15 protein-coding genes are annotated in these 14,561 nt (G+C 69.5%); 10 read left to right on the top strand and 5 right to left on the bottom strand.

Going from position 1 to position 14,561, the window contains the following annotated elements:
- Positions 1-205: 205 nt before the first annotated feature.
- The 6 genes from thiC to O6P37_RS25220 all read left to right on the top strand — a co-directional run bounded on the left by thiC (position 206) and on the right by O6P37_RS25220 (position 5,788).
- Positions 206-1,831, top strand: coding sequence for a phosphomethylpyrimidine synthase ThiC (gene thiC, locus O6P37_RS25245; RefSeq protein ID WP_269896652.1), 1,626 nt, complete (start codon positions 206-208; stop codon positions 1,829-1,831).
- A complete protein-coding gene (gene thiD / locus O6P37_RS25240) occupies positions 1,828-2,679 on the top strand; it encodes a bifunctional hydroxymethylpyrimidine kinase/phosphomethylpyrimidine kinase (protein ID WP_269896651.1) in 852 nt (283 codons plus the stop codon). Before thiC ends, thiD begins: the two co-directional genes overlap by 4 nt.
- Positions 2,666-3,280 (top strand): alpha/beta hydrolase family protein, encoded by a 615-nt coding sequence (locus O6P37_RS25235; protein WP_269896650.1) that lies wholly within the window; start codon positions 2,666-2,668, stop codon positions 3,278-3,280. The genes thiD and O6P37_RS25235 overlap by 14 nt, the downstream gene beginning before the upstream one ends.
- 37 nt (positions 3,281-3,317) lie before the next feature.
- Positions 3,318-3,923, top strand: a complete 606-nt coding sequence (locus O6P37_RS25230) for a septum formation family protein (RefSeq protein WP_269896649.1) — start codon at positions 3,318-3,320, stop codon at positions 3,921-3,923.
- A gap of 61 nt (positions 3,924-3,984) precedes the next feature.
- On the top strand, positions 3,985-5,475 hold the full coding sequence (locus tag O6P37_RS25225; RefSeq protein ID WP_269896648.1) for a flavin-containing monooxygenase: 1,491 nt from the start codon (positions 3,985-3,987) through the stop codon (positions 5,473-5,475).
- A gap of 31 nt (positions 5,476-5,506) precedes the next feature.
- A complete protein-coding gene (locus O6P37_RS25220; protein WP_269896647.1) occupies positions 5,507-5,788 on the top strand; it encodes a hypothetical protein in 282 nt (93 codons plus the stop codon).
- Here O6P37_RS25220 and O6P37_RS25215 read toward each other — a convergent pair.
- A complete protein-coding gene (locus O6P37_RS25215) occupies positions 5,755-6,993 on the bottom strand; it encodes a TetR/AcrR family transcriptional regulator (protein ID WP_269896646.1) in 1,239 nt (412 codons plus the stop codon). The genes O6P37_RS25220 and O6P37_RS25215 overlap by 34 nt on opposite strands.
- A gap of 212 nt (positions 6,994-7,205) precedes the next feature.
- Here O6P37_RS25215 and O6P37_RS25210 point away from each other — a divergent pair, with 212 nt between their 5' ends.
- Positions 7,206-7,529, top strand: a complete 324-nt coding sequence (locus O6P37_RS25210) for a hypothetical protein (RefSeq protein ID WP_269896645.1) — start codon at positions 7,206-7,208, stop codon at positions 7,527-7,529.
- 19 nt (positions 7,530-7,548) lie between these two features.
- Positions 7,549-8,790, top strand: a complete 1,242-nt coding sequence (locus tag O6P37_RS25205; protein ID WP_408633251.1) for an APC family permease — start codon at positions 7,549-7,551, stop codon at positions 8,788-8,790.
- 6 nt (positions 8,791-8,796) lie between these two features.
- Here the strand turns inward: O6P37_RS25205 and O6P37_RS25200 are convergent, their stop codons facing one another.
- The 4 genes from O6P37_RS25200 to O6P37_RS25185 are packed head-to-tail and all read right to left on the bottom strand — an operon-like array spanning position 8,797 to position 12,693.
- Positions 8,797-9,465, bottom strand: a complete 669-nt coding sequence (locus O6P37_RS25200; protein WP_269896643.1) for a GntR family transcriptional regulator — start codon at positions 9,463-9,465, stop codon at positions 8,797-8,799.
- A 53-nt stretch (positions 9,466-9,518) separates the two neighbouring features.
- On the bottom strand, positions 9,519-10,502 hold the full coding sequence (locus O6P37_RS25195) for a transketolase family protein (RefSeq protein WP_269896642.1): 984 nt from the start codon (positions 10,500-10,502) through the stop codon (positions 9,519-9,521).
- Complete coding sequence (locus O6P37_RS25190; protein ID WP_269896641.1) at positions 10,499-11,350, bottom strand: transketolase; 852 nt, start codon at positions 11,348-11,350, stop codon at positions 10,499-10,501. Before O6P37_RS25190 ends, O6P37_RS25195 begins: the two co-directional genes overlap by 4 nt.
- Positions 11,350-12,693, bottom strand: a complete 1,344-nt coding sequence (locus O6P37_RS25185) for an MFS transporter (RefSeq protein ID WP_269896640.1) — start codon at positions 12,691-12,693, stop codon at positions 11,350-11,352. The genes O6P37_RS25190 and O6P37_RS25185 overlap by 1 nt, the downstream gene beginning before the upstream one ends.
- A 206-nt stretch (positions 12,694-12,899) precedes the next feature.
- Between O6P37_RS25185 and O6P37_RS25180 the strand changes: the two genes are divergently transcribed.
- Complete coding sequence (locus tag O6P37_RS25180; RefSeq protein WP_269896639.1) at positions 12,900-13,739, top strand: sugar phosphate isomerase/epimerase family protein; 840 nt, start codon at positions 12,900-12,902, stop codon at positions 13,737-13,739.
- Between the two features lie 8 nt (positions 13,740-13,747).
- Positions 13,748-14,533 carry an SDR family NAD(P)-dependent oxidoreductase gene (locus O6P37_RS25175; RefSeq protein WP_269896638.1) on the top strand — a complete coding sequence of 262 codons (786 nt, stop codon included), beginning with the start codon at positions 13,748-13,750 and terminating at the stop codon, positions 14,531-14,533.
- Positions 14,534-14,561: the final 28 nt, after the last annotated feature.

The raw sequence follows: 14,561 nt of genomic DNA, 5'->3' as shown, positions 1-14,561 counted from the left end.
GCCAGCCGACGGCGACTTCCCGCTCGGCAAACGCCTCATCGGTATCGCGCCTGCGGCTGGCCGCGCCCCCTTCCCCACCGGGACGCCTTGCGCTACGTTGGGGACGCCATCAACGCGGGAGCGCGCACCGAGCGTGCTGAGAGGACAGCTGGGGCTGTCGACCGTACGAACCTGACCGGGTAATGCCGGCGTAGGGAGACATGTCATGACCGACCGTTCTGTCGTTGCCGACGCTGCGATCACCACCGGCCCGATCACGGGCAGCAGCAAGGTGTATCAAGAGATCCCCGGCGTACCGGGATCCCGGGTGCCGTTCCGGAGGGTGCATCTGACCGATACCCGCGAAGACCACCTCGACCTGTACGACACCTCCGGCCCGTACACCGACGCCGCGGCGGCGATCGACCTGCAGGCCGGCCTGCCTGCGCGGCCCGGCGTGGTCACCGACCGCGGCACGCAGCTGCAACGCGCGCGGGCCGGGGAGATCACCGCCGAGATGGCGTTCGTCGCCACCCGCGAAGGACTACCCGCCGAGCTGGTGCGTGACGAGGTGGCCCGCGGCCGCGCGGTGATCCCGGCCAACCACCGGCACCCCGAGTCCGAGCCGATGATCATCGGAAAAGCGTTCGCGGTGAAGGTGAATGCCAACATCGGCAACTCCGCGGTCACGTCGTCGATCGCCGAGGAGGTCGACAAGATGGTGTGGGCCACCCGCTGGGGCGCCGACACCATCATGGATCTGTCGACCGGCCGCGACATCCACCTCACCCGCGAGTGGATACTGCGCAATTCGCCGGTGCCGGTCGGCACGGTGCCCATCTACCAGGCACTGGAGAAGGCCAACGGCGATCCGACCGCGCTGACGTGGGAGTGCTACCGCGACACGGTGATCGAGCAGTGCGAGCAGGGTGTCGACTACATGACGGTGCACGCCGGGGTGCTGCTGCGGCATGTCCCGCTGACCGTCGGGCGGGTCACCGGCATCGTCAGCCGCGGCGGGTCGATCATGGCGGCCTGGTGCCTGGCGCACCATCGGGAGTCGTTCCTGTACACCCACTTCGACGAACTCTGCGAGATCCTCGCGCGCTACGACGTCACCTTCTCGCTGGGCGACGGGCTGCGCCCGGGGTCGATCGCCGACGCCAACGATGCGGCCCAGTTCGCCGAACTACGCACCCTCGGCGAGCTGACGAAGATTGCGAAAGCCCATGGCGTGCAGGTGATGATCGAGGGTCCGGGGCATGTCCCGATGCACAAGATCGTGGAGAACGTGCGCCTCGAGGAAGAACTGTGCGACGAGGCGCCGTTCTACACACTGGGACCGCTCACCACCGACATCGCCCCCGCCTACGACCACATCACCTCGGCGATCGGGGCGGCGATGATCGCGCAGGCCGGCACCGCGATGCTGTGTTACGTCACCCCCAAGGAACACCTCGGGCTGCCCGACCGCAAGGACGTCAAGGACGGCGTGATCGCCTACAAGATCGCCGCCCACGCCGCCGATCTGGCCAAGGGGCATCCCGGTGCGCAGGCCCGCGACGACGCCCTGAGCCGGGCCCGGTTCGAGTTCCGCTGGCACGACCAGTTCGCGCTGTCACTGGATCCGGACACCGCGCGGGAGTTCCACGACGAGACGTTGCCGGCCGAGCCCGCCAAGACCGCACACTTCTGTTCGATGTGCGGCCCGAAGTTCTGCTCGATGCGCATCAGCGCCGACCTGTCGGACGCCATCCGCGAGGCCCACGAGCAGGGCATGGCCGAGAAGTCCCAGGAATTCGCCGACCGTGGCAACAGGGTGTATCTGCCTCTGGAAAACTCCGTGCCATGACGTTCCTGCCGCTCACCCCGCCGGGCGAGACGCCGCCGAGGGTGATGACCATCGCCGGGTCGGACTCCGGCGGCGGCGCGGGCATCCAGGCCGACCTGCGGACGTTCGCCCTGCTCGGTGTGCACGGCCTGGTCGCCGTCACCGCGGTGACGGTGCAGAACTCGGTGGGCGTCAAGGGCTTTCACGAGATCCCGCTGGACGTGGTGGCCGGTCAGATCGACGCGGTGGCGTCCGACATCGGTGTGCAGGCGGCCAAGACCGGCATGCTGGCGTCGTCGGCCATCATCGAGACGGTCGCCGACGCCTGGCGTGCGGTGGCGCCGGAGGGCGCGGTGCCACTGGTCGTCGACCCGGTGTGCGCGTCGATGCACGGCGACCCGCTGCTGCATCCCAGCGCCCTCGACGCGCTGCGCACCCAGCTGTTCCCCCTGGCGACGGTGGTCACCCCGAATCTGGACGAGGTGCGCCTGCTCGTCGGCATCGACGTGGTCGACGAGGAGTCCCAGCGCGAGGCGGCGCGCGCGCTGCACGGGCTGGGACCGCGGTGGGCACTGGTCAAGGGCGGGCATCTGCGCTCGTCGGCCCACAGTCCCGACCTGCTCTACGACGGCGCCGAATTCCACGAGTTCGACACCTCCCGGATCGACACCGGACACGACCACGGCGCGGGCGACACCCTGGCGGCGGCGACCGCGGCAGCACTCGCGCACGGGTACACCGTCCCGGACGCGGTCGCCTTCGGCAAGCGTTGGGTCACCGAATGTCTGCGCGCCGCATACCCGTTGGGCCACGGCCACGGACCGGTCTCCGCGCTGTTCCGGTTGCACGAGTCCGATGACGCTCGATGACATCGCAGGGGTGGCCCACCACCCCGACGGGGAGCCGGCCGGCGCGGTGGTGCTCACCCACGGGGCAGGCGGCAGCCGGGATGCGCCGCTGCTCACCCGGATCTGCGACGAGTGGGCCGCGAGGGGATGGCTGGCCGTCCGCTACAACCTGCCCTACCGGCGGCGCAGGCCGAAGGGGCCGCCGTCGGGATCCGCGGCCGCCGACCAGGCCGGCGTCGTGGAGGCCGTCGACGCGGTGCGCGCGCTGACGGACGGACCCGTCGTGGCCGGCGGGCACTCCTACGGCGGCCGCATGACGTCGATGGCGGTCGCCGAGGGGCTGGCGGTCGACGTCCTCACGTTGTTCTCCTATCCCCTTCACCCGCCGGGCAAGCCGGACCGCGCCCGCACCGAGCACCTGCCGCGCATCACGGTGCCGACGGTGTTCACCCACGGGACCGCCGACCCGTTCGGCTCCATCGACGAACTGCGGCCGGCCGCGGCGCTGGTGGGCGCGGACACCGAGATCGTCGAGATCACCGGCGCCCGCCACGACCTGGGTTCCAAGACGCTCGACGTGCCGGCGCTGGCCGTCGACGCGGCACTGCGGTCACTCCGGTGACCTGCGCACGGCCCCGGACTGGCGCTATCGTCGCCGAATGACCACACCGCCGGGGCCGCCGCCACCGCCGTACGGGCAGGGACCGTACGGACAGGGCCCCTACGGCCCGCCGCCGGGTCAGCCCTATCCGCCGCCCCCGCCGCAGCCGTACTCGACTCCCGCCGGCTATCCGCCGCCTCCGCCTCCGCCTGCGAAACGGAAGAACCGGCTCTGGCTCATCCTCGGTCTGGTCGGGCTGGTGCTGCTGCTGCTCATCGCCGCGGTCGTCGTCGTCGCGTACTTCCTCGTCGGCAGGGGAACGGTGACCGCGAACAACGTCGAGGTCGGCGACTGCCTGGCCGAGATGCCCGACGGCACCCGGGTGCTCACCGTGCGGACCATCGACTGCGCCGAGCCGCACGCCGGTGAGGTGTTCGCGATGCTGACCATGCCCGACGGCGAGTTCCCGGGGCAGACCGCCCTCGAGGAGTTCTCCGACGGCTGCGGCCCCGCGTTGGCCACCTACGCGCCCGCCGCGATCGAGGACCCGTCCGTCGGCGTGTACGTGCTCTACCCGACCGAGGAGACCTGGGGCCAGGGCGACCGCGTGGTGACCTGCATCGCCACCGTCGACCCGCCGCGCACCGGGACGCTCAAGGGCTGATCGGCGGTCCGGGTCCGGTACCTCTGGGCCACCTACCCGATACCTGGGGTACCGTTCACCCATGACTTCGGAGCACTTCGACGCGGTCATCGTGGGGGCCGGTTTCGGTGGGATCGGCGCCGCCATCCAGCTCAAGCGGATGGGCATCCACGACTTCGTCATCCTCGACCGCGAGGACGATCTGGGCGGCACGTGGTACGTCAACCACTACCCCGGCCTGGCCGTCGACGTCCCCACCACCACCTACAGCTACTTCTTCGAACCCAACCCGAACTGGTCGCGGCTGTTCTCCACCGGGCGGGAGATCAAGCAGTACGCCGACGACGTCGCCGACAAGTACGACGTGCGCCGCCACATCCGGTTCAGCACGACGGTCGAAGGCGCCCGCTGGGAAGAGGAAGCCAAGGTCTGGCGCGTGACGATCGCGGGCGGCGAGACGCTGGCCGCCCGCTACCTGATCACCGCCACCGGATTCCTGTCGCAGCCGAAGATGCCGGACATCCCGGGCATCGACGACTTCCAGGGCCGCGTCGTGCACACCGTCGACTGGGACGACGCTTACGACCCCACCGGTGACCGGGTCGCGATCATCGGCACCGGCGCCACCGCCGTGCAGCTCATCCCCGAACTGGCCGAGACGGCCGCCGACCTGACCGTCTACCAGCGCACCCCGATCTGGGTCGCGCCGAAGGTCGACCTGCACTTCTCCGAGCGGGCGAAGCGACTGTTCGCGCGCTTTCCCCTGACGCAGCGGGCCATCCGCGCGGTGACCGACAACATCTACGAGGCGATGATCGCCATCGGCGTGCTGCGCTACCGGGTGCCGCTGTTCCGGCGACTCAACATCTCCGCGATGGACCTGTGCAAGATGAACCAGTTCTTCTGGATCCGGGACAAGGAACTCCGCCGCAGGCTCACACCGGACTACGACATCGGCTGCAAGCGGCCGACGTTCTCCAATCGCTACCTGCGCACGTTCACCAAACCGCACGTGCACCTGCAGAGCGACGGCATCGAGCGGGTAGAGGCCGACGGGATCGTCAACGCCGACGGCACCCGCACCGCAATCGACACCCTGGTGCTTGCGACGGGCTTCGACCTGTGGGAGGCCAACTTCCCGGCGATCGAGGTGATCGGCCGCGACGGCCGCAACCTCGGCAAATGGTGGCGCGAGACGCAGTTCCAGGCCTATCAGGGTGTGTCGATGCCGTACTTCCCGAACTACCTCAGCCTCGCCAGCCCATATGCGTTCCTCGGCCTGAACTTCTTCAACACGATGGAATACCAGATGCGGTTGATGGAGCGGCTGCTCGGTGAGGTCAGGCGGCGCGGCGCCGCCACGTTCGAGGTGACCGAGACCGCCAACGACCGCTATCTGGAGCGGATGACCGAACTGCTCGGCGGATCGCTGTGGAAGATCGGCAACTGCGCCTCCGCGCGGTCCTACTACTTCAACCCCAGCGGCGAACCCTCGCTGCTGCGGCCTATGTCCGCCCGCGAGGCGATCAGGGAAGCCTCGGAGTTCCCGCTCACCGACTACCAGATCGCCTGAGCCGCCCCACCCCGCCCGAGAGGATTCCACTGTGCCCAAACGATCTGCGGCCAAACCCGATTCGCGTGCCGCCAGGTTCGCCGGCCTCGCCCTGGCCGGCACGGGGCTTGCACACTTCGCCAATCCGAAGATGTTCGAGCCGATCACCGTGGCGTCGTTCCCGAACAACACCCGCCGCCACGTCTACACCAACGGCGGCCTGGAGACTGCGATCGGCCTCGCACTGGCAGCACGCCGCACCCGCCGGCTCGGCCTCGCGGGCCTGGTCGGTTACGCCGCCTATTTGGCCGGCAGCACCGTACGCAGCCGGTAGCGGCCGAGCAGCGTCAGGTCCATCAGCGTGGCGACCGTCGCACGGGACTGCGCCGAGTCGCGATAGGCCATCAACCGGCCCAGGTCGACCATCAGCGCCATCGCGGCGTACACCGCGAAACGCGCCTGCCCCGTTGTCCATTCGGGACGCAGTGTGACCACGATGCCGACCCAGCCGTCGATGGTGGAGCGCTGCAGGTTGCGCAGGATCTCCTGATCGGCCGGCGCCATGTTCAGGCGTTCGGTGTAGTACACGTAGTCCAGCTCCGGGTGGGCGAACGACCGCTCGACATAGGCGTCGACGAGCCGGGCGAGCGCCACCTCCCGGTCCGGCACGGCGCTCAGCACCGTGGACACCTCGGCCGACAGCCGGTCGGCCGACCGCCGGAAACCCGCCGCCAGGATGTCGCTCTTGCCCGAGAAGTAGCGGTAGATGCCCGACGCGGGCATGCCCACCGCCGAGGCGATGTCCTCCACGCTGGTGTCGCGGTAACCCTTCTCGTTGAACAGCCTCATCGACTCACTCAGCAACGCTTCGTATTTCGAGGCGGGCGGCGGGGCGGCGGAGGCAGGCGCAGCGTCGACGTCGTCGGCCACGTCGGGCAGCTCGACACCGGCCAGGGTTGCCACGATGTCGGACATCAACATCCGGATCTGGATGCCTGGGAGCTTGGCGCCGTGATCGACGATGCTGCCGATCACGCTGAGCACCGCGGTCGACAGCGTCCATCGCTGCCGTGAGGTGAGGTCGGGCCGGATCGCGGTCAACGGCTCCTGGATGCGCCGGTGCACCTCTCGCAGCTGGGCGTTGAGGGTCGCCTGGTCGTCGCCGCGCAGGTAGCGGGCCTCCCATCGGTACAGCCCGCCCGACTCCCGGCTTGCGAGCGCGGTCTCGGTGAGCGCCACCGCCAGCCGGCGCAGCGTCTGTATCGGGTCGTCGTCATCGACCGGGTCCACCGACATCACGCTGTCGACCAGCAGCTGCCCGAGGTTGAACACCGCGTCGCGGAACAGCTCGTATTTGCTCGAGTAGTGCCGGTACAGCGCGGCCGCCGAGATGCCGACCCGCGAGGCGATGGCCTCCATGCTCACCCCGTGGTAGCCCAGCTCGCTGAAGGCCTCGGCCGATGCACGGGCGATCTGGGCTTTCCGGTCCTTCGGCCGACGCCGGACACCGTCGACACGGCGGGACGGGGTGCGCGCCATGGCGAACACGATATCCGACGGCCTGCACACATAGAGGCCGAGTTCAGGGGCTTTTTCTTACGGAACTGAGCGGCACAGTAAGAATGACGGTTAACATAGTGGGCGGCACAGGCCCGGTCGGGGGGCCGATGCGCGACGTGTTCGATCCTCTCCGCCGTGGGAGTCGTCCGGTCCCCCCGGGCGACCGTCCACTGCACGAGAAGGGGAGATCTTTGACTCATCGGGCCTGGTACATCGGTATCGCCGGCGCCGTCCTGCTGGGGGTCGGGCTGTTTGCGCTGCGATTCCCCGTCCTGCTCGACACCTACGACCAGTGGGGTTGGCAGGTCGAGTGCGGGAACGGGTTCAGCGCCGACCTCAGTCAGGCGGGCGCCGCGGGGCAGGACCTCGTCGAGCAGTGCGACTCGGCGCTGCTGCTGCGCCGGTCGTGGACGATCACGCTCTCGCTGATCGGGCTGACGGCGCTGCTCGCCGTCCTGGTGGCCGCGATCCGGACGCCGGAGCACCAATCGCTGGTCCCCGGACGAGGTGCCTGACCGGGCGGCCTCACCTACGATCACTGCCGTGACCGCAGCGGACGACTCGGCCCTGCGGCGCCGGCTCGGCACCGGCGATGCCGTCGTCATCGGCCTCGGGTCGATGATCGGCGCCGGCATCTTCGCGGCGCTGGGTCCCGCCGCCGCGGCGGCAGGCGCCGGTCTGCTTCTCGGCCTCGCGATCGCCGCCGTCGTCGCGTACTGCAATGCGACGTCGTCGGCGCGGCTGGCGGCCCGCCATCCGCAGTCCGGTGGCACCTATGTCTACGGCCGCGAGCGGCTGGGTCCGTTCTGGGGCTATCTCGCCGGCTGGAGTTTCGTGGTCGGCAAGACCGCGTCGTGCGCCGCGATGGCGCTCACCGTCGGCTACTACGTGTGGCCCGGCGCCGCGCACGGGGTCGCGGTGGCCGCGGTGGTGGTGCTCACGGTGGTGAACTACACCGGCGTGCAGAAGTCGGCGCTGCTCACCCGCGTCATCGTCGCCGTCGCGCTGGCGGTGCTGGCCGCCGTGGTCGTGGCGGTGCTCGGCGGAGCCGGCGGGGCGGACCGGGCGCCGGGGGTCGACGTCACCGTGGGCGGCGTCCTGCAGGCGGCGGGCCTGCTGTTCTTCGCCTTCGCCGGCTATGCGCGCATCGCGACGCTCGGCGAGGAGGTGCGCGATCCGGCCCGCACCATCCCGCGTGCGATCCCCATCGCGCTGGGCATCGCGCTCGTCGTCTACGCCGCGGTCGCGGCGGCGGTGCTGGCCGGTGTCGGTCCGGCGGCGCTCGCGTCGGCGAGCGCACCGCTGGCCGAGGCCGTGCGCGATGCGGGAGCACCGTGGCTGGAGCCCGTTGTCCGGGTGGGCGCCGCGGTCGCCGCGCTGGGCTCGCTGCTGGCGCTCATCCTCGGGGTGTCCCGGACGACGCTGGCGATGGCGCGGGATCGGCATTTCCCGCATGCCTTGGCCGCCGTTCATCCCACGTTCGGCGGACCGCACCGCGCCGAGATCGCGGTCGGCGCGGTGGTGGCGGTGCTGGCCGCGGTGGTGGACCTGCGGGGCGCGATCGGGTTCTCGTCCTTCGCGGTGCTGGTCTACTACGCGATCGCCAACGCCGCGGCGCTGACACTGGGGCACCGCGTCATCCCGATCCTGGGACTGGCCGGGTGCATCGTGCTGGCGTTCGCGCTGCCGGTGCCGTCGGTGGCCGCGGGTGTGGCGGTCGTCGGGCTGGGCGCGGCGGTCTACGGGGTCCGCCGGCTGATCCGCCGCCGCGACTGACTGCGGCTAGGTGGCGCCGTCGACCAGAACACTGGCCGCGCCGTCCATGTGGTCACGCACCGTGGCCGCGGCGAGCCGCCCGTCGCCGGACTCGATGGCGTCGACGATCTCGAAGTGCCGCTTGGTGTCCATGTTCTTCAACGCCCGGTCGACACCGGCGAACATGATCGACATGCGGATGCTGCCCTCCAGCGACAACCATTGGTGCAGCAGGGTCTCGTTGCCGGTCAGGTGGCACATCGTGCGATGGAAGCGCAGATCGGCCTCGATGCGATCCTCGAGATTCGATGCGGCCCACCGGTCCATGTCGTCGACGGCCTTGCTCAGCTCGGCGACCGCGGACGTGCGGTCCGGCAGTTCGGCGAGGCACTGCGCCGCCAGCGACTCGAGCGCCGCCCGGACAGCGAAGATGTCCCGGATCTCCTTGGTGTCGAGATGGCGCACCGACAGGCGACCCCTGGCGCCCGCGGAGATCAGGCCCTCCTGCTGCAGTTGCCGCATCGCCTCGCGCAGGGTGCCGCGGCTGATCTGCAACGCGTCGGACAGTTCGGTCTCCACCAGGTGGGTGCCCGGCGTCAACTGCCCCGTCGTGATGGCGCGGCGCAGCGCCGTCAGCGCCTGCTGACGCAGGCTGGTCTTCTCCAGCCGCAGCAGCGACGGGGCGTCCACCGACACGGGGCTCCCTTCCGGTCGACACGACTGTCGACAATCAGTTGTCGACAGTGATCCTACAGCCGGTCGAGCACCGAGGCGACGATGCGACGGGTGGACAGGCCGTAGCGGTCGTGCAGCGTCGGCAGCGCCCCGGCGGCGAGGAATTCGTCGGGCAGCGCGATCGGCACGACCGTGCGGTGCACGCCCCGACGCACCGCCTCGGCCGCCACCGTCTCGAAGAGCCCGCCGATCACCGTGTGGTTCTCCAGCGTGACCGCCAGCCGGTCCGAATCGATCTCGCGCAGCACCGTTTCGGCGTCGAACGGCTTGATGGTCGGCGTGTGCACCACCGCGACGTCGACGTTGTGGCCGGCGAGCTCCTCTGCGGCCAGCAGCGCCCGCATGGTCATCAGCCCACTGGACACGAACACGACGTCCGCGCCCGGACGCAGCACCTTGGCCCGGCCGAGCTCGAAGGTGTAGTCGTACTCGTCGAGCACGGTCGGCACCTGACCCCGTAGCAGGCGCAGATACGTCGGGCCGTCGTGCTCGGCCAACTGGGGCACCGCCTGGGCGATGTCGACCGAGTCGCAGGGATCCACGATGGTCAGCCCGGGCACGCCGCGAAATATGGCCATGTCCTCGGTGGCCTGGTGCGACGGGCCGTAACCCGTTGTCAGACCGGGAAGTCCGCCGATGATGTTGACGTTGAGCCCGGGTTCGGCGATGTCGAGGCAGATGAAGTCGTACGCCCGGCGAGCCGCGAACACCGAATAGGTCGACGCGAAGGGGATCAGCCCCGTCTCGGCCATGCCCGCGGCGGCGCCGAAGAGCAGCTGTTCGGCCATCCCCATCTGGAAGTACCGGTCGGGGAAGGCCTTGGCGAAGATGTGCATGTCGGTGTACTTGCCGAGGTCCGCGGTCAACCCGACGATGCGCTCGTCGGCCTTCGCAGCCTCGACCAGCGCGTGGCCGAACGGCGCAGGAGTGGTGCGTTGTCCGGGATCGGCGAACGAAGCGATCATCGCCGAGGTGCGCAGTGGGGCAACAGATGTCATGCGTCTACTCCAGCCTTCTCCTGGTATCCGGCGGTGAGCTGCTCGCGGCAGATCTGCCACTCGTCGGCGTCGATGCGCATGAAGTGCGCCTTCTCGCGGTTCTCGAGCAGCGGGACGCCGCTGCCGACCCGGGTGTCACAGAGGATGACCGCCGGGGTGCCGACGGGTGCTGCCCGCCCGGCGATCTCGTCGAAGGCCGCCAGCAGCGCCTCGACGTCGTTGCCGTTCACCCGCTGGGTGAACCAGCCGCAGGCCGCCCACTTGTCGGCGACGGGTTCGGTGCGCAGCACGCCCGCGGTGGGCCCGTCGGCCTGCAGCGCGTTGATGTCGACCATTGCCACCAGGTTGCCCAGCTGATGGTGGGCGGCGCCCATGGCCGCCTCCCACGTCGAGCCCTCGTCGAGCTCGCCGTCGGACAGGAAGTTGAACACCCGCACCGGCGAGCCCTGATGCCGGAGCCCGAGCGCCATCCCGACTGCGACGGTGAGGCCGTGGCCGAGCGATCCGCCGGAGATCTCCATACCGGGTGTGTAGCTGGCCATCCCGGACATCGGCAGCCGGGAGTCGTCACATCCGTAGGAGTCGAGCTCGGCGGCGTCGATGATCCCGGCCTCGGCCAGCGCTGCGTACAGACCGATGGCGTAGTGCCCGGTGGAGAGCAGGAACCGGTCACGCCCTTCCCATTTCGGGTCGTCCGGGCGAAAGGACAGCTGGTCGGCGTACACGCAGGCGAGCATGTCGGCGGCGCCGAGCGCCTGTCCGACGTAACCCTGGCCCTGCGCCTCGCCCATGTCCAGCACGTGGTGGCGCATCCGGTGGGCGGCGTCGCGTACTTCGTCGATGCGCATCAGGCGGCCACCACATGCGGGTCGGCGGTCTCGGCAGCAGCCTTGTCGGCCAGCGTCCGTTCCCGGGGACCCCACGTCTCGCGGGTGAGGATCGCGGCGACGAGGCCGATCGCCATATAGCCGCTGAACAGCAGCGCCGGGCCCCACCATCCGTAGGCCTCGAACAGCAGCGTGGTGATGAACGGGGTGAAGCCCGATGCGATGGCCGAGATCTGGTACGCCAGTGACGCACCCGAGGAGCGGGTGTTCGCGTTGAACAGCTCGGGGAACCACCCGCCCTGGGCGCCGGCGAGCGCGTTCTGGAACACGCCGTAGGCGATGACGAACGTGGCGATGATGAGGATGAACACGCCGGTGTTCACCGTGACGAACATCAGCACGCCGAACGGAATGCCCAGTGCGCACACCCAGAGGTACAGCGGGCGGCGGCCGATCCTGTCGGTGAGCTTGGCCCAGGCGAAGGTGGCGAAGATGCCGATCGCGGACGCGATGCACAGCGCACCGATGGTCTGGGAGCGCGTCGCGAGTTCGGCGCCTTTGAGGTAGGACAGCATGTAGGTGATCGACACGGCGTAGCCGGCGGTCTCGGCGATGCGGAGGCCGATTCCGCGAATGATGTTCCGCCAGTCCTTCTTGACCACCTCGACGATCGGCGACTTCACGATGTCGCCCTGCTCCTTCACGTCCTCGAACACCGGAGACTCCGGCACCTTCGCGCGGATGATCAGACCGACGATGACGAGGATGATGCTCGCGAGGAACGGCACCCGCCACGCCCAGTCACCGCCGAGGTGGATGCTGACGAAGAAGACCAGGTTCGCGATGAGCAGGCCGACGGGGAAGCCGGCCTGGACGATGCCGGTGTAGCGGCCCTTCTTCTTCCATGGGGCGTGCTCGTAGCTCATCAGGATCGCCCCGCCCCACTCGGCGCCGAAGGCGAGACCCTGGATGATGCGCACGGTCACCAGCAGGATGGGTGCGAGCACACCAACCGAGGCGTACGTCGGCAGCAGGCCGATCGCGAAGGTGGCGAGGCCCATCAGGATGAGTGACGCGACCAGGACCGGCTTGCGGCCGACCTTATCGCCGAGGTGTCCGCCGATGATGCCGCCGAGCGGCCGGGCGACGAAGCCGACGCCGAGGGTCGCGAACGACAGCAGCGTGCCCGCCAGCGGGCTGGAGTTCGGAAAGAACGCCGTGCCGAAGTACAACGCGGCAGCCGTGCCGAAACCGATGAAGTCGTAGGTCTCGATCACGGCGCCGACACCGGAGCCGATCGCGACCCGTTTGGCGTCGCGAGTGCCGTGCACCGGCCCCCGCATCGAGAGAGCGTCGTCGCTCATGAGCAGATCCTTTCCCAGCATCTATACCCGGAATCGGGCGATTTCCACGTCACTGTCGACGGTCAACAGTGCGCCACGTCACTCAGTGTGAGGGCGCACACACACCATTGTCAACAGTCGACACCGACTAGCAGTCAATAGTTGACTGTTAACAGTTGGCACCATACTGTGGCAGTCATCACGTCCGCTCGACGCAGGGAACCGCCATGCACGCCGCCTCAAGGCCGGACCGCCGGCTGGGTTGCTCCACGATCAGCTTCCGGCACCTCGACCTGGAGATGGCGCTGACCTGGATCCGCCAGCTCGGTTTCCGGGGCATCGACCTCGGCGCCCTACCGGGCGTCTGCGACCACGTGCCCTATGAGCTGGACGCCACGGCCGTCGCCTCGGTGATCGCGACGGTCCGCAGCAGCCGTCTGCTGGTGCGCTCCATCAACGGTGACGTCGGCGACCTCAACCTGCCGCTCGACGCGGACGGCAGGCGCAACCGCGAGGCCCACCTCGACGCACTGCTGAGCCTGACCGCAGGCACCGGCGCACAGGCACTGGTGCTGCCGTGCGGCGCACTCGCTCGCACGCCGCTGCGCTCGCTGGACGACGACCTGGACCTGGTCGCCGCCGAGCTCATCGCGGCCGCCCGGCGCGCGGCGCAGCACGGTGTCGAACTGTGGACCGAATCGCTGCACTTTCACCGGCTGTGCTCCGACCTGACGCGCGCGCAGGCACTCTCGGACAGGCTGGCCGGCAGCCCGGTGGGCATCGTGATGGACTTCAGCCACATCGTCGCCTCCGGCGGGGATCCGCTCGACTTCGTCGACCGGTTCGCCGGCCGCATCGCCCACGTGCACATCCGCGATGCGGTGCCCGGCAACATCAACATCTCCGTCGGCCGCGGCGCCGTCGACTTCGCAGGCGGGCTCAAGGCGCTCGCCGACGCCGGATACACCGGCCACTTCGCACTCGAACTCGAGACGCGCGACATCACCGATGACCAACGGCCGACGGCCACCGCCGAAGCAGCACAACACATTTCCGACCTGATCTGAGGAGACACATGACAACACCGACCAACCGCACGCAACGCACCGCCGTCATCACCGGTGCGACGTCCGACCGCGGCATCGGCATGGCCGTCGCGCAACGCTACGCCCGGGAAGGCTGGGCGGTGGTGATCCTCGACCTGGACGGCGAGAAGTCGGCCAAGGTGGCCGCCGACATCGGCAACCAGTTCGCGGTGCCCGCATTCGGCTGCGCCGTCGACGTGACATCGGAGGACTCCGTCGCGGCAGCGCAGGCCGCCGTCGCGGCCGAGGTCACCGACGGCAACCTGCCACCGGTCGGGGCGCTGGCCAACATCGCGGGCATCACCTCGCCGGTGCCGTTCCTCGAGACGACGCTCGACCTGTGGAACAAGGTGATGGCCGTCAATGCCACCGGCACCTATCTGGTCACCAAGGCGTTCCTGCCCGCGATGATCGAGCAGGGCTGGGGCCGCATCGTCAACATGTCCTCGGTGTCCGCGCAGCGCGGCGGCGGCGTGTTCGGCAAGGTGCCGTACTCCTCGGCCAAGGCCGCGATCCTCGGCTTCACCAAGGCGCTGGCCCGCGAGGTCGCCGACACCGGCGTGACCGTCAACGCCGTCACTCCCGGCGCGGTTGACACCAACATCCGCGTCGGCTCCACCGGCGAGCAGGAGGCGAAGCTGGCCCGCGACATCCCCGTCGGGCGGACCGCCACCACCGACGAGGTCGCCGCCTGCATCACGTTCCTGTCGTCCGAGGACGCCGCCTACCTGACCGGCAGCACGATGGACATCAACGGCGGCAGCCACATCCACTAGTCCGAGCGGCGGGCGGCGGGTCCGCCGG

It is taken from the genome of Mycobacterium hippophais (assembly GCF_027529605.1).
GTDB lineage: Bacteria > Actinomycetota > Actinomycetes > Mycobacteriales > Mycobacteriaceae > Mycobacterium > Mycobacterium arseniciresistens.
This window is presented reverse-complemented; position numbering and strand designations above follow the sequence as displayed.